The organism is Streptacidiphilus jiangxiensis (assembly GCF_900109465.1).
In the GTDB taxonomy this organism is placed as follows: Bacteria; Actinomycetota; Actinomycetes; order Streptomycetales; family Streptomycetaceae; genus Streptacidiphilus; species Streptacidiphilus jiangxiensis.
Genome location: NZ_FOAZ01000002.1, coordinates 249,729 through 272,889, shown reverse-complemented (window position 1 = coordinate 272,889; position 23,161 = coordinate 249,729). Strand labels below are relative to the sequence as shown.

The following is a 23,161-nucleotide window of genomic DNA, read 5'->3' as shown; positions in this document are numbered from 1 at the left end:
TCAGTCCGCGGCGTGCGGCAACTTGGACGCGATCAGTTCCATCACGGAGGCGTCCGTGAGCGTCGTGGTGTCGCCAAGCGCGCGGTCCTCGGCGACGTCCTTCAGCAGACGCCGCATGATCTTGCCGGAGCGGGTCTTGGGCAGCTCCTGGACCACCTGGATCTGCCGCGGCTTGGCGATCGGCCCGATCTCCCTGCTCACATGGGCCTTGAGGATCTCGGCCAGGTCCGGGACCTCCTCGTTGCCACCGCGCAGGATGACGAAGGCGACGATCCGCTGGCCCGTGGTCTCGTCCGCCGCGCCGACCACCGCGGCCTCCGCGACGGCCGGGTGGGAGACGAGCGCCGACTCGACCTCCGTGGTGGAGATGTTGTGGCCGGAGACGAGCATGATGTCGTCGACCCGGCCCAGCAGCCAGATGTCGCCGTCCTCGTCCTTCTTGGCGCCGTCACCCGCGAAGTAGTAGCCCTGCTCGGCGAAGCGCGCCCAGTAGGTCGTGCGGTAGCGCTCCTCGTCCCCCCAGATGCCGCGCAGCATGGACGGCCACGGCTGGTCCAGCACCAGCAGTCCGCCCGAGCCGTTCGGGACGGGCTTGCCGTCCACGTCCACGACGTCCGCCGAGATGCCGGGCAGGGGGGTCATCGCCGAGCCGGGCTTGGTCTCGGTCACGCCCGGCAGCGGGCTGATCATGATCCCGCCGGTCTCGGTCTGCCACCAGGTGTCCACGATCGGGCACCGGGCGTGGCCGATGTTCTCCCGGTACCAGATCCACGCCTCGGGGTTGATCGGCTCGCCGACGCTGCCCAACAGCCGCAGCGAGGAGAGGGAGTAACGGGCGGGGATCTCGGTGCCCCACTTCATGAAGGTACGGATCGCGGTCGGCGCGGTGTAGAGGATGGTGACGCCGTAGCGGTCCACGTTCTCCCAGAAGCGGCCCTGGTTCGGGGTGTCCGGGGTGCCCTCGTAGAGCACCTCGGTGGTCCGGTTGGCCAGCGGCCCGTAGACGATGTAGGAGTGGCCGGTCACCCAGCCGACGTCGGCCGTGCACCAGAACACGTCGGTGTCGGGCTTGAGGTCGAAGACGGCGCGGTGGGTGTACGAGACCTGGGTCAGGTAGCCGCCGGTGGTGTGCAGGATGCCCTTCGGGCGGCCGGTCGTACCGGAGGTGTAGAGGATGAACAGCGGATGCTCGGAGTCGAAGAACTCCGGTGTGTGAGCCTCGGACTGGCGCTCCGTCAGCTCGTGCCACCACAGGTCGCGGCCCTCGGTCCAGGGGACCTCGGTGCCGCTGCGGCGGACCACGAGCACGTGCTCGATGCTCTGTGCGCCGCCGTCGGCCTCGACGGCGGCGTCGGCGTTGGGCTTGAGCGCCACGACCGAGCCGCGGCGGTGGTAGCCGTCCGCGGTGATCAGCACCTTCGCCTGGGCGTCGTCGATGCGTGAACGCAGCGCCCCGGGGGAGAAGGCGGCGAAGACCACCGAGTGCGGCGCGCCGATGCGCGCGCACGCCAGCATGGCGACGACCGTCTCGGGGAGCATCGGCAGGTAGATGGCGACCCGGTCCCCGGCCCGCACGCCCAGCGAGGTCAGCGCGTTCGCCGCGCGGCACACCTCGCGTTGCAGTTCGGCGTAACTGACGGCACGTCGGTCGCCCGGCTCGCCCTCGAAGTACAGGGCGATCTGGTCCCCGTGGCCGGCCTCGACATGCCGGTCCACGCAGTTGTAGGCGACGTTCAGCCGCCCGCCGACGAACCAGCGGGCGAACGGTGCGCCGCTCCAGTCCAGCACCTGGTCCCACTCGCGGTCCCAGTGCAGGCGCCGGGCCTGCTCCGCCCAGAAGCCGAGCCGGTCCGCGCGGGACGCCCGGTAGGCGTCCGCGCGGACGTTCGCGGCCTCGGCGAGGGCGGCGGGGGGAGCGAAGCGGCGCCCTTCGTGCAGCAGATTGGAGAGTGTCTCCTGTGCGCCGGTGCCCTGCGGGCCCGGCGCCGCCTCGTCCGCAGCCATGGCCGTCCGCTCCCTCAGCTGCCGGGCAGCGTGGGCAGGGGCAGTACGGTGCGCTTGTGCTGCGCGTTGACCACGACGGCGGCGGAGGCGTAGAACGCGGCGGCGGCCGTGACGATGCCGAACCACCCGCCCACCTTGGTCATCGCGTCGGGCGAGGGCGTGCCGTTCTGGAAGGCGCCGATGGCCAGGAGCAGGAACGTGACCGTCAGCAGCACGAAGACGGCGATCACCGCGAGGTTGGTGCGCAGCGAGGCCAGGGCCAGGTAGGCCGTGATGACGCACCACCCGATCAGGTAGAGCCCGATCGCCTGGTGCACGTCGCCGGAGGCGGCGGACAGGTGCGTCACGATCCAGTAGTACGAGAGCCAGAAGGCACCGTAGGAGCAGAAGGCCATCAGGCCGAAGGTGTTGCCGCGGCGCCATTCGAGGACGCCGGCGATGAACTGCGCCAGGCCTCCGTAGAACGCGGCCAGCCCGAGCACGACGAGGATCGCGCCGGACTCCTTGATGATGTTGGCGTTGACGAACGAGAGCAGCAAGGTGGTCAACGCGAAGCCGGCCAGCCCGAGCGGGGCCGGATCGGCGTGGGTGGGGGTGGTGGCCGCGAGCGTGCTCGACGGCGCGGGTGTCTCGTTGCTCATGGTCGTGATCCTTCCGAGCGGCTCGATCAGGACCTCACACCATCCAACTTTACGGCGCCTTTATGCGCGCGACCAGAAGCGTGTCGATGTATCCCGCACGAATCACCGGAACGGGCGTTTATGCAGGTCAGTACAGTTCTCTGCTAATCGGACGGCAGCTGTCTCGGCACGGTGAACGCCGTGAGCGTGCCGGTGCCGCGCCGCAGCGCGGCCCAGTCGGGCGGGAGCTCGACCACTGCGGCCCCGGCGGTCGGGAACTTCTCGTTCAACCGCTCCAGCGCGACGCCGTCGCCACCGTCCACGAGCTCCTGCACCAGGCCCTGCACCCCGGGGAAGTGCGCCACCAGCAGCACCGTCCCGATCTCCCGGGGTACCTCGCGCAGCACCTGCAGCAGCTCCTCGACCTCGGCGCCGTACACCCGGGGCTCGAACGCCACGATCGGTGCACTGCCGAGCTCCTCGGCGACGAGCGCCCAGGTCTCCCGGGTACGCCGCGCCGGGGAGCACAGCACCAGCTCCGGCGCCAGACCCGCTTGCCGCAGCCACGCGCCCATGCGCGGCGCGTCGTGCCGCCCGCGCTCGGCGAGCGGCCGTTCCAGGTCGGGTACACCTTCGGGCCACGCCGACTTGGCATGGCGCAGGACGATCAACCGGGCGGTGGCGGGAGTCGTTTCGGCGGACACACCACCACCCTGGAGGGGCCTCCCCGCTCACGCAAGCCGACCGTTCGGCTGCTCAGCCGACGGGAGCAGAGGCGTCGTCGTCATGGAAGCCGCGGTAGGTGCCCGAGGCGTCGGCGGCGTCGGCGAACTCCACGAAGTCCATGTTGGCGATCGTCAGGTTGGTGGAGACGTCCGCGTACCAGCCCGGCGGCACCCGGAAGGCGCGGCCCGGCTCGTCGGCCAGGTCGACGGCCAGGAGCGGGTGCTCCGGGTCGGTCATGGTGGTCTCGTCCGCGACGAAGAGGTAGTAGAGCTTGTCCTTCTCGACGGCGGAGCCGTCCGCGTCGACGAGCGACTGGACGGTGGCGCCGGCGAACGCCGGATCGCTGACGTAGGTCGCGTGACGGCTCTCGTCACCGTCGTCGATCGCGGCCTGCAGCGCCGCCCAGGCGGAGTCGTCGCTGAAGTCGGTGCGCAGGACGAGCGAGGTCAGGTCATCGGGATGGGGCAGGTTCATGACGAGGATCCTCCCACCTCGGCGAAAAGACGTTGCCCTCGGCGCGTGCGGCGTCCCAGGATGCGGTCATGACCTTCTGTCGCCCGCCGCTGCCCGTGCCGTCCTCCTCCCTTGTCCCCCTGCTCGGGGCGGACGGAGCGGTCGCGCGCCGACAGCAGGTCGGCCTCCCGGAGGGGTCGACGCTGCCGCCGCGCTCGTGAGCGCGCACCTGGGCGCGGCCGTGGCGGCCGGGATGGTGGCCGGCTACGGGATCGCGATGCCGGTGGGCGCCGTCGGCGCGCTGCTCGTCGCGCTGACCGCGCGGACCTCGTGGCGCGTCGGCGCGGCCGCCGCGCTGGGTGTGGCGAGCGCGGACGGGGTGTACGCGCTGGTCGCCGTCGTCGGCGGGGCCGCGCTGGCCCCGGCGCTGAGGCCCGTGGCCGGGCCGCTGCGCTGGGCGTCGGTGGTGGTGCTCGCCGCCCTGGCCTGCCGCGGCGCGGCCACCGCGATCCACCGCCACCGCACCGGGGAGCTCGCCCAGCGCTCCGTGGTGACGACGACCGGGCCCCTCCGGGCCTGGCTCGCCTTCCTCGGCATCACCCTGCTCAACCCCGCGACGGTGGTGTACTTCGCCGCGCTCGTCCTCGCCGGACAGGGCGCGGCCGTACCGGACCGGCCTGCCAAGGCGCTGTTCGTGGCCGCCGCGTTCGTGGCGTCCGCGAGCTGGCAGCTGCTGCTGGCCGGCGGCGGGGCGCTGCTCGGCCGGGTGCTGAGCGGACCGGGGGGACGCCTGTGGACCTCACTGGTGTCGAGCGCGGTCATCCTCGCCCTCGCCGTCCGCCTGCTGCTCGGTTGAGGTCACGGCGGCATCGGGGCGGGCGAAGGCCGAGCCGCGTCCGCCGCGTCGCCGGGCCAGCTGTGCCGGGTGCACCCCGAGCACCGGCGGCAGGGCCGCCAGCTCGGCGCGGACCGCCGCGACGACCGACTCGACCAGCGCGTCGGCGTTCGTGGCGGTCGCGGCGGTCGCGGCGGTCGCCGGGGGCTCGGGGATGATCCGGTCCACGGTGCCGTCGCGGAGCAGGTCGGCTGCGCCGATGCGCTGGGCGCGGGCGAGCTCCGCGGCGCGGTCCGTGGTGCGGTGCAGGATCACCGAGGCGCCCTCCGGTGGGAGCGGCGTCAGCCAGGCGTGCTCGGTGGCCAGCACCCGGTCGGCCGGGAGCAGTGCGAGCGCGGCGCCGCCGGTGCCCTGGCCGAGCAGCACGCTCAGCGTCGGGACCGGAAGTGTCGTCAGCTCCTGCAGGCACCGGGCGATCTCGCCCGCCAGCGCGCCCTCCTCGGCCTCCCGGCTGAGCCGCGCCCCGGCGGTGTCGATGACCGTCAGCAGCGGCAGGCCCCACTCGGCGGCCAACCGCATGCCGCGCCGTGCGGCGCGGAGACCACCCGGCCCCACGTCCTGCCCCTGCCGCGCGGCGGCGGCCCGGTCGTGCCCGACGACCACACACGCACGCTCCCCGAACCGGGCCAGCGCGACGGTCAGCGCCTCGTCCCGCTCCCCGGCCTGCGTGCCGGACATCCGCACCACCGCCTCCGCGGCACCCAGCACGTCCGCCAACCCCGGCCGCCCACCCGCCCGCGTCACCTGCACGGACCGCCACACGTCGCCCGCCTCGGCGGGCGCCGCCACCAGGCCTGCTGGCCCTCCGACCGACGGCGCCTGGCCGGCCACCGGGCTCGAGGCGGGCGGTGACGCCGTCTCCGCCGCCGGGCCCGTCGCAGTGGGTGGGCGGTCTGCTGCCGGGCTCGCGTTGGGCGCGTCGACAGGGCCGGAGGCCGGGCCCGCCGGGGCCGCCGCAGCGCGGGGGCCCATTGTGGTGGGTTGCGGAGCCAGGATGGTGAGGATGTCGGCCACCCGGGCGCGGACGGCGTCCGTCGGGAGGACCGCGTCGATCGTGCCCAGGCGTTCCAGGTGTTCCGCCTGCTGCACGCCCGGCGGGAACTCCTGTCCGTACAGCGCCTCGTAGACGCGTGGGCCGAGGAAGCCGATCAGGGCGCCCGGTTCTGCCGTGGTGAGCTGGCCGAGGGATCCCCAGGAGGCGAGGACGCCGCCGGTGCAGGGGTGGCGGAGGTGGACCAGGTACGGCAGCCCCGCCGCCTTGTGGGCGGCGAGCGCGGCCACGATCGGGACCATGCCGACGAACGCGGGGGTGCCCTCCTGCATGCGGGTGCCGCCGGTCGCGGGGCAGGCGAGCAGGGGGAGGCGTTCGGCCGTCGCGCGGCGGACGGCCTGCAGCAGGCGATCGGCCGCCGCCACGCCCACCGAGCCCGCGAGGAAGCCGAACTCGCCGACGACGAGGGCGATCCGGTGGCCGTCGACACGGCCCTCGCCGGTCAGCACCGACTCGTCCGCGCCGCCGCTGCGTTCGCGTGCGCGGGCCAGCGCGTCGGCGTAGGGGCCGTCGGTGGGGTTGCCCCGGGGAGGGGTGTCCCAGCTGGTCCAGCTGCCGGGGTCGAGCAGCTGGTGCGCGAAGCGCAGGGCGGTCCGACCGGTCGTCACTTCTTCGCTCCCCGGCGTTGCGGCGGTCGGTCCGGACGGGCGCGCGGACCGAGGGTCGTCTGCTGGGAGCGTATGCGGGGACGGGTGGCGCGGAGGCGGATTCCCGTGGTGGTGCGCGTCACTCGCGCGACGCGCACCACCCTGTCAGCGCCCCGGCAACAGGTCGACGTTGCCGTCGAACTGCCACAGCGGGTTCGGTGTGGCCTTGCCGTTGGCGATGATCACGAAGTAGCCGTTCACCTGTACGGGCCCGTCCCCGTCCGCGGAGTACCGGCCGTTCGCGGTGACGTTGAGCTGGTAGACGGCCTGGGTGGGGACGCCGGTGCCGGGGACGATCCAGTTGACGGTGCAGCGCCAGTCGTTGCCGGGGCCGGCCTGCGCACCCAGCCCCTCGTTCTTGCTGCACACCGCCGTGGTCTGCAACTGCGCTGCGGTGACGGCCGGTTGGTGGATCTCCATCTGCTGGTAGGGGTAGAGCTGGGCGAAGACCGCTGCGACCGACCGCTGGACCTTGGCCTGGGTGATGCCGGAACCGCTCGAGTCGGTCGTGAGGGCGACCACGCCGGCCGTCGCGGCCAGCAGGCCGGCCAGCGGAAGGACGCCCATGGTCAGCATCCGACGGCCCGCTCCGTCGTTGTTGAGGTTGGTGAAGTCCCGGCGCAGGAACAGCAGATAGGCCAGGGCCGTGGCGACGACCGCCCAGAGCAGGCTGACCGCGACGCCGATCAGCAACGGCCCGAGCTGCTGCGGAGCGGCGAACAGACCGTTCCAGGAGATGAAGGCGTAGCCGGGCAGGGCGAGGCGCACCGCGACCGGCAGCGGGAGCATCTGCGCGACCTGCATGCCGAGCGCGGCGAGCATCGGCAGCAGCAGCCCCATGGGGGAGCGGCCCAGGGCGACGGAGCCGAGCAGCCCGATGGCGGCCAGGGCGAGCGTCGGCGCGAGCACGCAGAGCCAGGCGAGCAGGACGGCGTTGCCGGCCTCGCTGCCGGAGAGCTGCTGGCCGCCGAGGCCGATCAGCGGCTGGTTGCCCTCCGCGAGCAGTCCGCCGACCACGCCGGAGACGACCAGCCCGGCCACCAGCAGGGCGATCACGGTGACGCTGGCGACAGCCTTGGCCGCGAAGATGCGCCGGTGCGAGCGGACCGCGACGAGCACGTGGCGCCAGGTGCCCAGCCGGTCCTCGGAGGCGAACACGTCACCGGCCACGACCGAGGTGACCAGCGGCAGCGCCCACGTCCCGGCCCAGCCGAGCACGACCAGCGAGCCGGCCCATCCGGTGGTGTGCATCCACCGGCCGAACAGCGTGTCCGACGGCAGGGTGGCCTGCTGGCCGATCCCGAAGACCAGCAGGCCGGGACCGAGCCAGCAGAGCAGGATCAGCAGCCGCACCCGCCAGGCGGAGAACTGCTTGACGAGTTCGAACCAGACGATGTTGCCGAGCGGGACGGGGCGGCGCGGGCCCGCCGCCCCCGCCCCGGGCGCGGCGGTGGGGGCGTCGACGGTCGTGGTCATCTGCCGCTCTCCTGCTCGCTCTTGTCGGACTGCTCGGTGAGGACTGCCTGCTCGGTCAACGACAGGAACGCCGACTCCAGCGGCGAGACGACCGGTGCCAACTCGCGTACCGCGATGTCGGCGCGCACGATCCGGCCGACCAGCTCGTCCAACGCTGCCACCCGCGCGCGGACGACGATCACGTCGGTGTCCGGCAGCGCCGCGTCCGAGCCCTCGACGACGCCGACCCCAGGGGTCTCGACCGCGAGGGCGCGGGCCGCGCTCGGATCGGTGGCGCGCAGGCGGTAGTCGAGTTCCCGGTCGTCGTCGGAGAGCTTCCGCACCGGGCCGGAGAAGACCACGCGCCCGGCGGACAGGATGGTCACCTCGGAGCAGAGCGCCTCCAGGTCGTCCATCCGGTGGCTGGACAGGACCACCGTGGTGCCCTCGGCGGCGAGCCGGCGCAGGACGCCGTGCACGTGCTTCTTGCCCACGGGGTCCAGCCCGTTGGACGGCTCGTCGAGCACGAGCAGTCGCGGCCTGGTCAGCAACGCCGCTGCCAGGCCGAGGCGTTGGCGCATGCCCAGGGAGAAGCCGCGGACCTTCTGGTCGGCGGCCCCGGTGAGCCCGACCTGCGCCAGGGCCTCGCCGACGTCGCCCACGGGCGCGCCCTCGGGCTGCAGGGTCAGCAGTGTCGCCAGGTTCTGCCGGGCGGTGAGTGTGGGGTAGAGGCCGGGGCCGTCGACGAACCCCGAGACGCCGTCGGGCGCGGGCAGTCCGCGTCCCACCGGCGTGCCGAGGATCTCCAGTTCACCTGTGTCGGCGGCGGCCAGGCCCAGCATCAGACCCAGCAGCGTGGTCTTGCCGGCGCCGTTCGGGCCGACCAGGCCGTGGATCTGACCCTGCGCCACGTTCAGGTCGACGTGGTCGAGTGCGACGACATCACCGAAGACCTTGGTGATGCCGTGGCCCCGCACGGCGATGGTCGTGTCCATCCGTACCTTCCTCGTCGGGGGGTGTCGGGGATGTCGGGGGATCGTCGGGGCCCCCGCCCCGCTGCGAGAGCGGGACGGGGGCTGGTTGTGGAGCGGGCGGGTCAACTCACGTTGAGCGCCGTGTCGTCGAGGACGAACGAGGTCTGGTAGAGCGAGTCCTCGGCGCCGGTGAACTTCAGCGTCACCGTCTGCCCGGCGTACGCGCCGAGGTTGAAGGTGTGCTGCGCGTACCCGGTGTTGTGGTTGAGGTTGGAGTAGGTGGCCAGGGTGCCCAGCACGGTGCCGGAGCTGTTCAGCACCTGCACCTTGAGGGTGTCGTAGGCCGTGGACGTGGTGGTCTCGGCCGTGTTGATGTGCAGCCAGAAGCTGAGGTTGTAGGTGCTGCAGCCGCTGGGCAGGGTGACGCTCTGGGACAGCGTGTCAGTGGTGGTCTTGCCCCACCCGTCGAGCCAGGCGTCGTAGGTGCCGCTGTGCGGCGGCTCGGAGCTGCTGCTGTTGATCACCTCGACCGGGCTGTGCGTCGAGGTGACGGTCCAGGGCGCGGTGTTGGAGGCGCCGTTCTCGAAGCCCGGGTTGCCGAGCAGCTGCCCCGCCAGGCAGGAGCTGCCGGTGGGCGTGGCGGAGGCCTCGTTGCTCTGGGCGCCCTCGCCGATCGCGTTGACCGCGGTGACCTTGTAGTAGTAGGTCTGACCGGCGGTCAGACCGGTGTCGGTGCAGGAGGTCACCGCGCCCAGGCCGCTGCAGCCGCCGCTGGTCAGCAGCGACTCGGTGCCGCTGGAGGTGCTGCGGTAGACCTTGTACGAGGTGATGGTCTCGCCGCCGCTGTTGCTCGGCGGGGTCCAGCTGAGCGAGACCTGGCCGTTGCCCGCGGTCCCCGTGAGACCGGTGGGCGCGCCCGGTGCCGTCGCCGCGATCGGGTCGGCGGTGATGCTCACCGTCGAGGAGGCGGAGTTGGCGGGCGAGGCGCTGTCGGTGACGGTCAGCGTCGCGGTGTACGTGCCCGGGGTGCCGTAGCTGTGGCTCGGGTTCTGGCTGGTGCTGGTGGTGCCGTCACCGAAGTTCCAGCTGTAGTTGTACCCGGGGGTGCCACCGGTGCCGGTGCCGGTGAAGGCGACGTTCAGCGGCACCTGGCCGGAGGTCGGCGTGGCCGAGGCGGTGGCCGCGAGCGGGTTGCCGACGGCGTTGACCGTCGTCGTCACCTGCGACGTCGCGGTGTTCGCCGGCGAGGCGCTGTCGGTGACGGTCAGCGTCGCGGTGTAGGTGCCGGCGCTGGCGTAGGTGTGGCTCGGGTTCTGGGTGGTGCTGGTGGACCCGTCGCCGAAGTTCCAGCTGTAGCTGTACGGGGCGGTGCCGCCGGTGGCCGAGCCGGTGAAGTTCTCCGTCAGCGGGGCGTTGCCCGTGGTCGGGGAGCCGGTGGCGCTGGCGGACAGGGGCGTCTGGCCCTGGACCCAGAAGTCCTCGAGCGGGTCGCCGAGCGCGGCCTGGTCCGCGGTGGTCATCGGGAACGTGGAGGCGCCCAGGTTGTTGTTCGGGTCGATGATCCCGGAGTGCACGTTCTCCATCGTGCGCTCCATCGCCGCGAGCACGTTCGCCGTGGTGTACGCCACGTGCGAGACGTAGTGCTGCTTGACGTAGGCGGGGTTGCCGATGACGAGCAGCGGCACGCGGTAGGTGTTGCTGACGTGGTCCGAGCCGTTGCTGCCGTTCTGGGTGTCGTCCTCGGTGACGACGATGAGGGTGTTGTTCTTGTACGTCGGGTTGGTCATGATCGAGTTGACGATGTTGTTCGTCGCCGTGTCGTTACCGGGGATGTCCTGGTACGTGCCCGGGTGGTCGTTGAACAGCTCGACGTAGTTGTACGACGGCATGCCGTACTGGTTGATGAAGTTGAGGTAGTCGCCGGATATCGTGCTGTCCGGGAGGCTCTGGTTGTTGCAGGTGTACTCGTTGGTGTGCAGCTCCTCCGGGATGGTTGTCCCCGGACGGTTCGGCGGCAGCACCTCGACCTTGCCGTCACCCGGGTTCTTCCAGTAGCCGCTACCGGAGTTGAGCATCCAGTAGATGTCGCCGTTCACGATCATCGAGTACGGGCTGGAGCCGCTGCTGCTGCCGGAGGGTGCGGTGCAGGCGTTGGTGCCCTCGTCCGTGGGGCCGGAGCTGCTCTGCAGGAAGCGGTCGAACTGGGTGCCGTTGGCCGGGTACGACTGCTGCTGGCTGCTGGAGGCGGACTGGCCCGAGAACAGGAACCAGTGGTTGGGGCCCGAGGGCGGCTGCACGCCGGTGCTGTAGGAGTCGGACAGGGAGTAGGTCTTGGCGAGCGAGTGCAGGTCCGGCACGGAGCTGATGTGGTTGGTGCTCTCCACCTGCCCGTTGCAGCCGGCGGCGATGGTGGTGGCGCAGTCGCCGAGGTAGTCGTCGAAGGTGTGGTTCTCGCGATAGATGATCACGAAGTGCTGGAACGGCGGGAAGTACGGCGCCGTCGGGTTCACCGCGGCGGTGGGCACACCCACGACGTTCTGGTGGCCGGCGACCGTCCGCACGACGCTCTTGTTGGTGATCTTGAAGTTCTTGGGCTGCGGGAACTTCGCGAACTCCACGCCCGGTGCGGCGAACTTCGCGCCGGTGCAGTCGAAGTCGTCCGGCTTGTACGACATCGGCCGTTTCCCGACCGGCAGGTTCTTGGCATTCGCCGGGGTGGTGGCCGGGTTGTAGCCCTTCAGTGTGCAGGAGCCGACACCCGATGCGGGGTGGGCGGCGAGCCCGACGCCGTTGGCCACGCTCTCCAGTCCGCCGATCAGCAGGGCGAGGCTGGCGACACCGGTCAGCAGTAAGGTTCTGGATCTCTTCATCGGCACTCCCGTGTCGAGGGCGCGCGAGAACACGCCCGAATCTACGCGCGATGCATGGAGCCATACGGGATTGTGACGACAGGTCAAGGTCACGACAAGTGGCCGTGGTTGATCCACTTCAGACGTGCATACAACGTTCTTGCTTCGTTCCCCTCGTGTGTGGATGGTGGGGAGGCCGAATCGTCAAGAGCGGGTTGACGATCGAGGGTCGTCAACCTACGCTTGACGCATGAGTCCACTCGACATCAGCCTGGCCGACCTGATCGCCCGTCTCGACGAGGAACTCCCCGCCGCCGACGAACTGGCCCGCATCAGCGCCGCACGGCTCCGTGCCCAGACCCTGTCCGACCTCGGCGACCAGCTCGTCGACCACTACGTCAGCAACGCCCGGCGCGCCGGCGCGTCGTGGAGCGAGATCGGCGACGCCATCGGCGTCTCCAAGCAGGCCGCCCAGCAACGTCACACACCCGCCGCGTTCGAGCGGTTCACCGACCTGAACCGCCACGGCATCGTGCTCGCCCAGGAGGCCGCCCGCACGCACCGCCACGACTTCATCGGCACCGAACACCTGCTGCTCGGCCTGCTCGGCGAGCCGCGGGGCCTGGCCCACGCGCTACTGGTGGCGCAGGCCGGCACGGAGCAGCGCGTCCGCGAGGCGGTCGAGGACGTCATGACGCCGCCGGGGGAGAAGATGCTGCGCGGGCACATCGCCTTCCACCCGGAGAGCAAGCAGGCGATCGACCAGGCCCGCGCCGCGGCGACCGACCTCGGTCACGACCGGGTCGGCACCGAGCACCTGCTGCTCGGCCTGATCCGCGTCACCGAGAGCCCGGCCGCACGGATCCTGGGCACCCTCGGCTTCGCCTCGGACGCCCTCCACGAGACGGTCCGGACCGAGATCGCGGCACGGTTCCCGTCCGGAGGCCCGGACGCTCAGAGGTGAAAGGCGCGGAACAGGCCGACCGTGTTGCCCATCAGGAAGACGCCGTACCCGGCCAGCATCAGGCCCGCCAACCGGGCCGGTACGCGGCCTACGGCCCGGCGCGCCGCCGCCGCGCCGTCGAAGCCGAAGCCGTCGCCGAGAGTGCGCAGGGCGCGCGCCGGGACGACGGCCAGCACTGCGCCGACGGCCAGGAGCAGGAGCGCGATGAGTACAGGGAGCGCGGCCAGTTCGAGCAGGCCCATGGGAGTCTCCGATCAGGTGGGCGGGGGAGGGGTCAGCGCCGGAACTCGGCGAGGCGGGGGCGGGCCCCGAGCAGGCAGAGCAGCGCGACGGCGGCCGCGCCGGCGGCGAGCAGCGGGAGGTCGGTGTCCAGCTCCGCCGAGCCGTCGCGGACGGCGCCGTGGAAGGCGTCCGCGTTGACGCCGATCAGCTGCTGCAACGCGGCGTCGTGGGCGCCGAAGTCGGCGTCGGAGCCGCCGGCGGCATAGCTGGTGTCGTAGGCGATCGCCTGGGACAGCTGGCCCTGCGCGACGAAGGCGCGGATCTTCCGGTCGTCCACCTGGTAGGCCTGGTAGGCGGACAGGGTCCTCTCGGCGGCGGCGCGCTCGCCCGGAAAGGTGATGTTGCGGAACTCGGTGCCGTAGAAGCCCTGGAACCGCACGTCGTCGTGGTTCGCCCGGTAGGCGCCCACCGCGCTCGCCAGCTGCCCGTCGTAGTCGGCGATCGTCGCGCCGGGCAGCGTCAGCACTGCCTGCGAGGTGGTGAGGAAGGAGTCCTGGTAGCTCGCCGCCCGGTCGGCGTCCAGCAGGTAGCGGCTCTCGTCCGCGTTGGCGTCCGCGACCAGGGCGCGAGCGCGGGTGAGGGCGACGACGGAGTCGAAGGCGTCGTGGCGGGCCACGCGCTGGTACTCGCGCTGGTCCGGGAAGAGTGAGGTGGCCAGCCCCAGCAGCGCCGTCGCGATGAGCGTCGCCGCCGCGAGCGCCGGGTTGACGACGCGTCGGAACCGGAGCGTCAGCCAGGCCTGCACCGCGACCAGCCCGGCGAGCAGGGCGACGAGCAGGACCAGTGACCACACCAGAGCCGTCGACAGCGCGGAACGCTGCGCGGTGTAGGTGGTCTCGTAGGCGGAGTTGTTCGCGATGACCAGCCGGTCCGCGGCGGGCAGCAGTCGGCTCCGCATCAGGTCCGTGGCCTGCCGGTACAGCGTGAGCGCGGCCGGCAGCGGGTGGCCGGCCGGACGGTGTGCGCTGTCGTTCAGCGCCATCGAACGCCCGGCGAGGTCCTGGTACTGCCCGAGCCCGTCCAGCGCCGAGGCGAGCGCCTGCTGTGCGCCCGCGTTGCCGGCGGCGGCAAGGGTGGCCTGCTGCAGGTCGCGGTCGGCGGTGGTCCGGTCGGTGGCGAAGTCGGTGAGCGCGGTCGATCGCGCGGAGGCGAAGGCCGGGTCGGCGCCGAAGAGGATGATGTTCGCGCTCTGCGCGTCCAGGTCGGTCAGCGCCTGGTAGAGGCCGGTCGCGTCGACCACCTGCGGCGCCTGCCGGTCCCCGATCGTGCTCCACGCGTCCCGCGCGCCGGACGCGGCGCTCACCGTGACGACGCCGACCAGGACGGCGAGCGTCACGCAGCCGAGCGTGAGCGCGCGCAGTTGCGCGGGGACGGTGCGGGGGAGTCTCGAGCGAGCTGCACGCGGTGCACGAGGTGCACGAGGCGGGCGGGTTCTGGTGTCGACAGCGGCCACAGCCGCACACTCTCCACCCCCGCGACCTGCGCGGATGCTCGCCCTGACGGAGTCCTGACGCGATCGGCCGTCCTCTTTACGCCGTCTTAGCCCGACGGCGGCGGTGCGGACTCGGGTGACCCTGACGTCCCTTTTGTCCCACCTGTTCGGGTGAGCGCTAAGACGGCGCAAAGGTTCCGGATCGGCCCGCAAGGAGGCCGTCAAGGACGCACTTACACCCTCCTCACGTGGGGTTTCCTTTCGTAGGCCGCCACCGGGCGGCACCACCGGATCCGAAGTCCGGCGGAGCAGGACTCATCTTCGACTTGAGGTGCGGTTCCCATGCAGGACCTGTTTTTCGTGGGGGTGACGGTCGTCGTGTTCGTCGTCCTCGCCCTGATCGTCAAGGGGGTGGAGCGGCTGTGAGCGCTGACAACATCGTCGGGCTGATCGTGTCCGTCGCCCTGGTCGCCTACCTCGTCGCGGCTCTGATCCGTCCGGAGAAGTTCTAGTGAACGCAACCCTCGCGGGCCTGCTGCAGGCCCTGGCTCTGGTCGCCGCGCTGGCGCTGTCGTACCGGCCGCTCGGCGACTACATGGCGCACGTGCTCTCCACGCGCAAGCACTGGCGTGCCGAGCGCGGCATCTACAAGCTGATCGGTGTCGACGGCGACGCCGAGCAGACCTGGCCGGCATACCTGCGCTCGGTCCTGGCCTTCTCCTTCATATCCGTTCTCTTCCTCTACGCCTTCCAGAGACTGCAGGAGCACCTGTGGCTCTCGCTGGGCTTCCCGGCGGTCACTCCGGCGACCGCGTGGAACACCGCCGCGTCCTTCGTTACCAACACCAACTGGCAGTCGTACTCGGGTGAGTCGACCATGGGCCACCTGGTGCAGATGGCCGGTCTCGCGGTGCAGAACTTCCTGTCCGCGGCCGTCGGCATCGCCGTGGTCACCGCGCTGATCCGGGGCTTCATCCGGCACAAGTCCGACACGCTCGGCAACTTCTGGGTCGACCTGACCCGCATCACGCTGCGCGTGCTGCTGCCGATCTCGATCGTCTTCGCGATCGTGCTGGTCGCGGGCGGCGTGGTGGAGAACCTGCACGCCGCGCACGTCATCAACACCCTCTCGGGTGCGCAGCAGTCGATCCCGGGCGGTCCGGTGGCCTCGCAGGAGGTCATCAAGGAACTGGGCACCAACGGCGGCGGCTTCTACAACGCCAACTCGGCCCACCCGTTCGAGAACCCCAACCCGTTCACCAACTGGCTGGAGATCTACCTGCTGCTGGTGATCTCGTTCGCGCTGTGCCGCACCTTCGGCACGATGGTGAAGTCCCAGAAGCAGGGCTACGCGATCGTCTCGGTCATGGGCCTGTACTGGGCGGCCTCGGCCGCGCTGATCACCTTCTTCGAGCACCAGCACTCGGGCGCCGCCGCGAAGATCGCCGGTGCCGCGATGGAGGGCAAGGAAGTCCGCTTCGGCATCCCCGGCAGCTCCCTGTTCGCTGCCTCGACGACGCTGACCTCGACCGGTGCGGTCAACTCGATGCACGACTCGTACACGCCACTCGGCGGTGGCGTGACGATCCTGAACATGATGTTCGGTGAGATCGCGCCCGGCGGTACGGGTTCGGGCCTCTACGGCATCCTGGTGCTCGCCATCGTCACGGTCTTCGTGGCGGGCCTGATGGTCGGCCGCACCCCCGAGTACCTGGGCAAGAAGCTGGGTGCGAGGGAGATGAAGTTCGCCTCCCTCTACATCCTGACCACTCCGGCGATCGTGCTCTGCGGCACCGGCCTGGCCATGTCGCTCAGCGCCGGTCACGGCGGCGGCATGCTGAACACCGGCCCGCACGGCTTCTCCGAGGTGCTCTACGCGTTCACCTCCGCGGCCAACAACAACGGCTCCGCGTTCGGCGGCATCACGGTGACCAGCAACCACTGGCAGGAGGCCCTCGGCCTCGCGATGCTCTTCGGCCGGTTCCTGCCGATGGTGTTCGTGCTGGCGCTGGCCGGTTCGCTGGCCAAGCAGCAGCAGACGCCGGAGTCCACCGGCACCCTCAAGACCCACAGCCCGCTCTTCGTCGGCATGCTCTCCGGCGTCGTCCTGATCGTCGTCGGGCTCACCTACTTCCCGGCCCTGGCTCTCGGGCCGCTCGCGGAAGGTCTCCACTGATGTCCACGCCCACCCTGAGCTCTCCGGCGCAGACGCCGGACGTGCAGCAGCCCGAGCTCCCGACCGAGCGTCGCATCGGCGGTGGCCTGCTCGACCCGAAGCAGCTGCTCAAGTCCTTCCCCGACGCGTGCAAGAAGCTCGACCCGCGCGTCATGGTCAAGAACCCGGTCATGTTCGTGGTCGAGGTCGGCTCGGTGCTGACCACGATCTCGGCGATCGAGAAGCCCAGCGTCTTCGCCTGGGTGATCACCGTCTGGCTGTGGCTGACGGTCGTCTTCGCCAACCTCGCCGAGGCCGTGGCCGAGGGCCGCGGCAAGGCCCAGGCGGACACCCTGCGCAAGACCCGCACCGACACCATGGCCCGCCGCGTCGTCGGCGACTGGGCGCCCGGCATGACGGGGGTGCGCGAGGAGGAGGTCTCCGCGACGCAGTTGCGTCTCGGCGACCACGTGATCGTCGAGGCCGGCCAGGTCATCCCCGGCGACGGTGACGTCGTCGAGGGTGTCGCCTCGGTGGACGAGTCGGCGATCACCGGCGAGTCGGCGCCCGTCATCCGGGAGTCCGGTGGTGACCGCTCCGCGGTGACCGGTGGTACGAAGGTCCTGTCGGACCGGATCGTCGTGAAGATCACCTCGGAGCCGGGCAAGACGTTCATCGACCGCATGATCGCCCTGGTCGAGGGCGCGGCCCGGCAGAAGACGCCGAACGAGATCGCGCTCAACATCCTGCTCGCCTCGCTCACGATCGTCTTCCTGCTCGCGGTCGTGACGCTGCAGCCGATGGCGAAGTACGCGGGCGCCGAGCAGACGATCGTCGTGCTCGTCTCGCTGCTGGTCGCGCTGATCCCGACCACGATCGGTGCGCTGCTGTCGGCGATCGGCATCGCCGGTATGGACCGCCTGGTCCAGCGCAACGTGCTGGCCATGTCCGGCCGCGCCGTCGAGGCCGCGGGCGACGTGTCCACCCTGCTGCTCGACAAGACCGGCACCATCACCTTCGGCAACCGCCAGGCCGCCGAGTTCGTGACCGTCCGCGACGTCGACCAGGCCGCTCTGGCGGACGCCGCGCAGCTCTCCTCGCTCGCGGACGAGACCCCCGAGGGCCGTTCCATCGTCGTCCTGGCGAAGGAGAAGTACGGCCTGCGCGAGCGGGCCCAGGGCGAGTTGGCGCACGCCACCTGGATCGAGTTCACCGCCCAGACCCGCATGTCCGGCGTGGACGTCGACGGCGCCTCGACCCGCAAGGGCGCAGCCGCAGCCGTCGCCAACTGGGTCAAGGAGAACGGCGGTTCGACGGACAACGAGCTGGACGTCACCGTGGAGCGGATCTCCAACCTCGGTGGCACGCCGCTCGTGGTCGCGGAGAAGAAGGGCTCCGAGCCGGCGCGCGTCCTGGGCGTCATCTACCTCAAGGACGTCGTCAAGCCGGGCATCAAGGAGCGCTTCGCCGAGATGCGCGCCATGGGCATCAAGACGGTCATGATCACGGGCGACAACCCGCTGACGGCCGCCGCGATCGCCGAGGAGGCCGGTGTCGACGACTACCTCGCGGAGGCCACTCCCGAGGACAAGATGGCCCTGATCAAGAAGGAGCAGGAGGGCGGCCGCCTGGTCGCCATGACCGGTGACGGCACCAACGACGCCCCCGCGCTCGCGCAGGCGGACGTCGGCGTGGCGATGAACACCGGGACCTCGGCCGCCAAGGAGGCCGGGAACATGGTGGACCTGGACTCCAACCCGACCAAGCTCATCGAGATCGTCGAGATCGGCAAGCAGCTCCTGATCACCCGAGGCGCGCTGACCACCTTCTCGATCGCCAACGACGTCGCGAAGTACTTCGCGATCATCCCGGCGATGTTCGCGGCGGTCTACCCGGGCCTCGGGCACCTCAACATCATGCACCTGCACAGCCCGATGTCCGCGATCACCTCGGCGATCATCTTCAACGCCCTGATCATCATCGGCCTGATCCCGCTCGCCCTGCGCGGCGTGCGCTACCGGCCCTCCTCCGCGCAGTCGCTGCTGCGCCGGAACCTCGGGCTCTACGGCATCGGCGGTCTGATCCTGCCGTTCGTCGGCATCAAGGCGATCGACCTGATCGTCCAGTTCATCCCCGGCCTGCACTGACCAGAAGTGGTGTGAATCCTCATGGCTAAGCCCCTTCCGACCCCGGTTCGGAACCACCTCACCGGTCTGCGCCTGCTGTTGCTCTTCACGGTGCTCTGCGGCCTCGCGTACCCGCTCGTCGTCACCGGTATCTCGCAGGTCGCCTTCTCCCAGCAGGCCAACGGCTCGCTGGTGAAGGACGCCCACGGCACCGTCGTCGGCTCCTCGCTGATCGGCCAGAACTTCACGATCGTCGCCAAGGACGGCAAGTCCCAGACGCCGGATCCGAAGTTCTTCCAGTCCCGCCCCTCGGCGGCGGGCAGCCTCGGCTACGACCCGACCGCCTCGGCCGGCACCAACCTGGGCACCAACTCCCAGGTGCTGGTGACGAACTACACGCAGCTGAAGTCCGACATCGCCAAGTTCAACGGCGTCGCGGAGAGCGCGGTCCCGGCGGACGCGATCACCTCCTCCGGATCCGGCCTGGACCCGGACATCAGCCCGGCCTACGCCGAGATCCAGGTCAAGCGCGTCGCCCAGGCCCGTGGCCTGTCCGTCGACAAGGTCGAGGCGCTGGTGAAGCAGCACACCCAGGACCGCACGCTCGGGTTCCTGGGAGAGCCCCGGGTGAACGTCCTCGAGCTCAACATCGCCCTGACCGAGCTCGGCTGAGACAGGGCACCTTCCGTCCGGCCGCGCGGCGCCTCCCCGCTCCGCGCGGCCGGACCTGCGGCCGGAGAGGGAGTTCGTGGTGTCAGCGGGTGACGGACCGTCATCGCCGGGAAGGCTGAAGGTCTTCCTCGGCTCGGCTCCGGGAGTCGGCAAGACCTACCGCATGCTCGACGAGGCGCACCGCCGACTCGGCAGAGGCCAGGACCTGGTGATCGGCTACGTCGAGTGCCACGGCCGCCCCCACACCGAGGCCCAACTGCAGGGCATCGAGGTGGTCGTCCGCGCCGAACGTGCCTACCGCGGTGGACGGTTCACCGAGATGGACGTGGACGCGGTGATCGCCCGGCGCCCCGAGGTCGCCGTCGTCGACGAACTCGCCCACACCAACGTCCCGGGCGGCCGCAACGCCAAGCGCTGGCAGGACGTCGAGGAGCTGCTCGCGGCCGGGATCGACGTCCTCGCGGCCGTCAACGTGCAGCATCTGGAGTCGCTCAACGACGTCGTCCAGAAGATCACCGGCGTGCCGCAGCGCGAGACCGTCCCCGACGAGGTCGTCCGACGGGCCGACCAGATCGAGCTGGTCGACATGGCCCCCGAGGGCCTGCGCCGTCGCATGGCCCACGGCAACGTCTACGCGGCCGAGAAGGTCGACGCGGCGCTCTCCAACTACTTCCGCGTCGGAAACCTCACCGCCCTGCGGGAGTTGGCGCTGCTCTGGCTGGCCGGACGCGTCGACGAGGGCCTGCAGCGCTACCGGGCGCAACACGAGATCCACAAGGTCTGGGAGACCCGTGAGCGGGTCGTCGTCGCCCTGACCGGCGGGCCCGAGGGGGAGACACTGATCCGTCGCGCCGCCCGGATCGCGGACCGCGCCGGCAGCGGCGCGCTGCTGGCCGTCCACGTCGCCCGGTCCGACGGCCTCGCCGACACCGACCCGGGCGCGCTCGCCGCGCAACGGCAGCTCGTCGAGGGCCTCGGCGGCAGTTACCACTCCGTCGTCGGCGACGACATCCCTGTTGCGCTGCTGGACTTCGCCCGCGCGGCCAACGCCACCCAACTGGTGCTCGGCACCAGCCGCCGCGGCTGGATCCGCCGCGCGCTGACCGGCGGGCGCGGCATCGGCGAGACCACGATCGAGCTCTCCGGCGACATCGACGTCCACATGGTCACCCACGAGCGCTCCGGCCGCGGGCGTCTGCCGGTGCCGGGCACCGGCCTGCGCCGACTTCCGCGCCGCATCGCCGGGCTCGCCTCCGGCCTCGTCCTGCCCGCGCTCCTGACGGCCCTGCTCTGCCTGGTCCGCGGCTCCGTCAACCTCACCAGCGACACGCTGCTCTACCTTGCCGTCGTCGTCGGGGTGGCGCTGCTCGGCGGCATCCTCTCGGCCCTGCTCGCCTCCGTGACGGCCTCGTTGCTGCTCAACTACTACTTCATCCCGCCCGTCCACGAGTTCACCATCGCCGAGCCCAACAACGTGCTGGCGCTGGTGGTCTTCGCACTGGTCGGCACGGTCGTCGCCGGGGTCGTCGACACCGGCGCCCGCTTCTCGCGCCGCGCGGCGCGAGCGGCGGCCGAGGCGGAGACCCTCTCCGCGCTCGCCGGCAGCGTGCTCCGTGGCGACCGGGCCGTCCCGGCACTGCTGGACCGGTTGCGGGAGACCTTCGGGATGCACGAGGTCTTGCTGCTGCGCTCCGGCGCCCCGATCGCATCCGCGAGCGCCCCGTCGGGAGCGCCCGCCGCGCCGTCGGGAGCGCCCGCCGCGCCGTCGGCCCCGGCACCGTGTCCGGAGGCCTCCGGCCTTCCGGTGTCGGGTGTTGGGGCCGCTGGTGGCTTGCCTGCGGTCGACGCGCAGACCGGTCTTTCGGCGTCGGGTGTTGGGGCCGCTGGTGGCTTGCCTGCGGTCGACGCGCAGACCGGTCTTTCGGCGTCGGGTGTTGGGGCCGCTGGTGGCTTGCCTGCGGTCGACGCGCAGACCGGTCTTTCGGCGTCGGGTGTTGGGGCCGCTGGTGGCTTGCCTGCGGTCGACGCGCAGACCGGTCTTTCGGCGTCGGGTGTCGGGGCCGCTGGTGGCTCGCCTGCGGTCGACGCGCAGACCGGCCTTCCGGCCTCGGGTGTTGGGGCCGGTGGCGACTTGGCCGCCGCCGACATGCACACCGGTGCCCCGGCCACAGTCGCCGCGCGCCCGACTTTCGAGGCCGCCACTGCCGGGGGCGCCGCTGTCCAGGCCGGCGCCGTCGAGGCCACGGATGTCCGCGCCGCCGATGTCGAGGAGTTGGCCGTCGAGGAGTTGGCCGTCGATCGTGACACGACGCTCGTGCTCCGGGGACGGCCGCTCCCGGCCGCCGATCGGCGGGTGCTGGCGGCGTTCGCCGACCATGTGGCCGTCGCGCTGGAACGCGACCGGCTCGCGGAGGCGGCCGCCGAGGTCGAGCCCGTCCGGGCCGCCGACCGGCTGCGCAGTGCGCTGCTCGCCGCCGTCAGCCACGACCTGCGCACCCCGCTCGCGGTCGCGCTGGCCTCGGTCTCCTCGCTGCGCAGCCACGACGTGGAGTTCACCACCGCCGACCGCGCCGAGCTGCTCGGCACCGCCGAGGGCTCGCTGCTCAAGCTCAACCGGCTGGTCGACAACCTGCTCGACATGAGCCGGCTCCAGGCGGGCGCGCTGTCCCTGCACATCCAACCCACCGCGTTGGCCGACGTGCTGTCCGCCGCGCTCGACTCGCTCCCGGACGAGCACGCCCCCGTCCGCCGCAGCGGGTTGGCCGACACCCCGGCAGTGCTTGCCGATCCGCCACTGCTGGAACGGGTGTTGGCCAACCTCACCGCCAACGCGCTGCGGCACGGCGGCGGTCGGTCGGTCAGCGTCGCAGCGAGTGCCCACGGCGAGCGTGTCGAGGTGCGCGTCGTCGACCGGGGACCGGGCGTGCCGCTCGCCGACCGGGAGCGGATCTTCCAGCCGTTCCAGCGTCAGGGCGACCACGACAACAGCAGCGGCATCGGTCTCGGCCTCGCCCTCTCCCGAGGCCTGGCCGAGGCGATGGGCGGCACGCTCCAGCCCGAGGACACCCCTGGCGGTGGGCTGACCATGGTCCTCTCGCTGCAGGCGGCACCGACCCCCGGACCCACCAGTCCTGCCAGTCCAGTCAGCAACGAAACGGCTGTCCCGTGACCCGAATCCTGATCGTCGACGACGAACCGCAGATGCTGAAGGCCCTGCAGATCAACCTCCAGGCCCGCCACTACACCGTGGCCACCGCCGCCGACGGCAGACGCGCGCTGCTGGAGGCGACCCAGAACCCCCCGGACGCGATCATCCTGGACCTCGGCCTGCCGCAGATCGACGGCCTGCGGGTGCTCCAGGCGCTGCGCGCCTGGAGCCAGGTCCCGGTGATCGTCCTGTCGGGACGGGCCGAGTTCTCCGAGAAGGTGGAGGCGCTCGACGCGGGTGCGGACGACTACGTCACCAAGCCCTTCGCGATGAACGAGCTGCTGGCCCGCCTGCGGGCGGCCCTGCGCCGCCCGACCAGGGCGGAGCCGACCGCGCCGACGGTCGTGATCGGCGAGTTCACCGTCGACGTCGCCGGCGCGGTCGTGCGCCGCACCTCGGGTGAGGGCCCGGCTCTCCGGCTCACCCCGACGGAGTGGCGCATCCTGGCCGTCCTGCTGGCCCACCCGGGCAAGCTGGTGACGGGTCGTCGGATCCTGCAGCAGGTCTGGGGGCCGGGGCACGAGCAGAAGACCAACTATCTGCGCGTCTACTTCGCCGGCCTGCGCCGCAAGCTGGAGACGGACGCGGCCCACCCGCGCCACCTGCTCACCGAGCCCGGCATGGGCTACCGCTTCGAGCCCTGACCGG

General features: G+C 71.4%; 19 protein-coding genes. 9 read left to right on the top strand and 10 right to left on the bottom strand.

Features of this window, described 5'->3' with window-relative positions:
* The 4 genes from acs to BMY61_RS04665 form a co-directional block, all read right to left on the bottom strand.
* A complete protein-coding gene (acs, locus tag BMY61_RS04680; protein WP_042454395.1) occupies positions 1-2,004 on the bottom strand; it encodes an acetate--CoA ligase in 2,004 nt (667 codons plus the stop codon).
* Between the two features lie 14 nt (positions 2,005-2,018).
* Entirely contained in the window at positions 2,019-2,645 is a 627-nt protein-coding gene (locus BMY61_RS04675) for an acetate uptake transporter (protein ID WP_042454393.1), read from the bottom strand.
* Positions 2,646-2,788: 143 nt separating this feature from the next.
* The gene (locus tag BMY61_RS04670) at positions 2,789-3,328 is read right to left on the bottom strand and encodes a SixA phosphatase family protein (protein ID WP_052439142.1); all 540 of its coding nucleotides are present in this window, start codon (positions 3,326-3,328) and stop codon (positions 2,789-2,791) included.
* A gap of 52 nt (positions 3,329-3,380) precedes the next feature.
* Positions 3,381-3,824 (bottom strand): DUF6924 domain-containing protein, encoded by a 444-nt coding sequence (locus BMY61_RS04665; RefSeq protein WP_042454390.1) that lies wholly within the window; start codon positions 3,822-3,824, stop codon positions 3,381-3,383.
* A gap of 68 nt (positions 3,825-3,892) precedes the next feature.
* On the opposite strand from BMY61_RS04665, the gene BMY61_RS48305 reads away from it, so the two are divergent.
* The gene (locus BMY61_RS48305; RefSeq protein ID WP_269083980.1) at positions 3,893-4,024 is read left to right on the top strand and encodes a hypothetical protein; all 132 of its coding nucleotides are present in this window, start codon (positions 3,893-3,895) and stop codon (positions 4,022-4,024) included.
* Between the two features lie 32 nt (positions 4,025-4,056).
* On the top strand, positions 4,057-4,659 hold the full coding sequence (locus tag BMY61_RS04660; RefSeq protein ID WP_082015392.1) for a LysE family transporter: 603 nt from the start codon (positions 4,057-4,059) through the stop codon (positions 4,657-4,659).
* On the opposite strand, the gene BMY61_RS43945 is transcribed toward BMY61_RS04660, so the two are convergent.
* The 4 genes from BMY61_RS43945 to BMY61_RS48300 form a co-directional block, all read right to left on the bottom strand.
* Positions 4,603-6,357: a carboxyl transferase domain-containing protein gene (locus BMY61_RS43945; RefSeq protein ID WP_082015378.1), complete on the bottom strand. Its 1,755-nt coding sequence runs from the start codon at positions 6,355-6,357 to the stop codon at positions 4,603-4,605. The two genes, BMY61_RS04660 and BMY61_RS43945, sit on opposite strands and share 57 nt — an antisense overlap.
* 144 nt (positions 6,358-6,501) lie before the next feature.
* The gene (locus BMY61_RS04645) at positions 6,502-7,872 is read right to left on the bottom strand and encodes an ABC transporter permease (protein WP_042454389.1); all 1,371 of its coding nucleotides are present in this window, start codon (positions 7,870-7,872) and stop codon (positions 6,502-6,504) included.
* Positions 7,869-8,846: an ABC transporter ATP-binding protein gene (locus BMY61_RS04640; protein ID WP_042454387.1), complete on the bottom strand. Its 978-nt coding sequence runs from the start codon at positions 8,844-8,846 to the stop codon at positions 7,869-7,871. Before BMY61_RS04640 ends, BMY61_RS04645 begins: the two co-directional genes overlap by 4 nt.
* Before the next feature lie 101 nt (positions 8,847-8,947).
* Complete coding sequence (locus tag BMY61_RS48300) at positions 8,948-11,695, bottom strand: PKD domain-containing protein (RefSeq protein ID WP_052439141.1); 2,748 nt, start codon at positions 11,693-11,695, stop codon at positions 8,948-8,950.
* Positions 11,696-11,924: 229 nt separating this feature from the next.
* On the opposite strand from BMY61_RS48300, the gene BMY61_RS04630 reads away from it, so the two are divergent.
* Positions 11,925-12,638, top strand: coding sequence for a Clp protease N-terminal domain-containing protein (locus BMY61_RS04630; protein WP_052439140.1), 714 nt, complete (start codon positions 11,925-11,927; stop codon positions 12,636-12,638).
* Here the strand turns inward: BMY61_RS04630 and BMY61_RS04625 are convergent.
* Together BMY61_RS04625 and BMY61_RS04620 are read right to left on the bottom strand one after the other, a co-directional pair.
* Complete coding sequence (locus BMY61_RS04625; RefSeq protein WP_042454385.1) at positions 12,629-12,880, bottom strand: hypothetical protein; 252 nt, start codon at positions 12,878-12,880, stop codon at positions 12,629-12,631. The two genes, BMY61_RS04630 and BMY61_RS04625, sit on opposite strands and share 10 nt — an antisense overlap.
* Positions 12,881-12,912: 32 nt before the next feature.
* On the bottom strand, positions 12,913-14,256 hold the full coding sequence (locus tag BMY61_RS04620; RefSeq protein WP_042454383.1) for a hypothetical protein: 1,344 nt from the start codon (positions 14,254-14,256) through the stop codon (positions 12,913-12,915).
* 518 nt (positions 14,257-14,774) lie between these two features.
* Between BMY61_RS04620 and kdpF the strand changes: the two genes are divergently transcribed.
* The 6 genes from kdpF to BMY61_RS04580 all read left to right on the top strand — a co-directional run bounded on the left by kdpF (position 14,775) and on the right by BMY61_RS04580 (position 23,157).
* Positions 14,775-14,864, top strand: a complete 90-nt coding sequence (kdpF, locus tag BMY61_RS44750; RefSeq protein WP_042364094.1) for a K(+)-transporting ATPase subunit F — start codon at positions 14,775-14,777, stop codon at positions 14,862-14,864.
* The gene (gene kdpA, locus BMY61_RS04610) at positions 14,864-16,528 is read left to right on the top strand and encodes a potassium-transporting ATPase subunit KdpA (RefSeq protein ID WP_042454381.1); all 1,665 of its coding nucleotides are present in this window, start codon (positions 14,864-14,866) and stop codon (positions 16,526-16,528) included. Before kdpF ends, kdpA begins: the two co-directional genes overlap by 1 nt.
* Complete coding sequence (gene kdpB, locus BMY61_RS04605) at positions 16,528-18,654, top strand: potassium-transporting ATPase subunit KdpB (RefSeq protein WP_042454380.1); 2,127 nt, start codon at positions 16,528-16,530, stop codon at positions 18,652-18,654. Before kdpA ends, kdpB begins: the two co-directional genes overlap by 1 nt.
* 21 nt (positions 18,655-18,675) lie before the next feature.
* Positions 18,676-19,305: a potassium-transporting ATPase subunit KdpC gene (gene kdpC / locus BMY61_RS04600; protein WP_042454378.1), complete on the top strand. Its 630-nt coding sequence runs from the start codon at positions 18,676-18,678 to the stop codon at positions 19,303-19,305.
* 79 nt (positions 19,306-19,384) lie between these two features.
* Positions 19,385-22,474, top strand: a complete 3,090-nt coding sequence (locus BMY61_RS47415; RefSeq protein ID WP_244904194.1) for a sensor histidine kinase — start codon at positions 19,385-19,387, stop codon at positions 22,472-22,474.
* Entirely contained in the window at positions 22,471-23,157 is a 687-nt protein-coding gene (locus tag BMY61_RS04580; RefSeq protein WP_042454376.1) for a response regulator, read from the top strand. The genes BMY61_RS47415 and BMY61_RS04580 overlap by 4 nt, the downstream gene beginning before the upstream one ends.
* The last annotated feature ends 4 nt before the right edge of the window (positions 23,158-23,161 follow it).

Excerpts from the sequence above, each read along its gene's own strand:
- acs (WP_042454395.1), bottom strand. The coding sequence starts at position 2,004 with ATGGCTGCGGACGAGGCGGCGCCGGGCCCGCAGGGCACCGGCGCACAG.
- BMY61_RS04675 (WP_042454393.1), bottom strand. The coding sequence starts at position 2,645 with ATGAGCAACGAGACACCCGCGCCGTCGAGCACGCTCGCGGCCACCACC.
- BMY61_RS04665 (WP_042454390.1), bottom strand. The coding sequence starts at position 3,824 with ATGAACCTGCCCCATCCCGATGACCTGACCTCGCTCGTCCTGCGCACC.
- BMY61_RS48305 (WP_269083980.1), top strand. The coding sequence starts at position 3,893 with ATGACCTTCTGTCGCCCGCCGCTGCCCGTGCCGTCCTCCTCCCTTGTC.
- BMY61_RS04660 (WP_082015392.1), top strand. The coding sequence starts at position 4,057 with ATGGTGGCCGGCTACGGGATCGCGATGCCGGTGGGCGCCGTCGGCGCG.
- BMY61_RS04645 (WP_042454389.1), bottom strand. The coding sequence starts at position 7,872 with ATGACCACGACCGTCGACGCCCCCACCGCCGCGCCCGGGGCGGGGGCG.
- BMY61_RS04640 (WP_042454387.1), bottom strand. The coding sequence starts at position 8,846 with ATGGACACGACCATCGCCGTGCGGGGCCACGGCATCACCAAGGTCTTC.
- BMY61_RS48300 (WP_052439141.1), bottom strand. The coding sequence starts at position 11,695 with ATGAAGAGATCCAGAACCTTACTGCTGACCGGTGTCGCCAGCCTCGCC.
- BMY61_RS04630 (WP_052439140.1), top strand. The coding sequence starts at position 11,925 with ATGAGTCCACTCGACATCAGCCTGGCCGACCTGATCGCCCGTCTCGAC.
- BMY61_RS04625 (WP_042454385.1), bottom strand. The coding sequence starts at position 12,880 with ATGGGCCTGCTCGAACTGGCCGCGCTCCCTGTACTCATCGCGCTCCTG.
- kdpB (WP_042454380.1), top strand. The coding sequence starts at position 16,528 with ATGTCCACGCCCACCCTGAGCTCTCCGGCGCAGACGCCGGACGTGCAG.
- kdpC (WP_042454378.1), top strand. The coding sequence starts at position 18,676 with ATGGCTAAGCCCCTTCCGACCCCGGTTCGGAACCACCTCACCGGTCTG.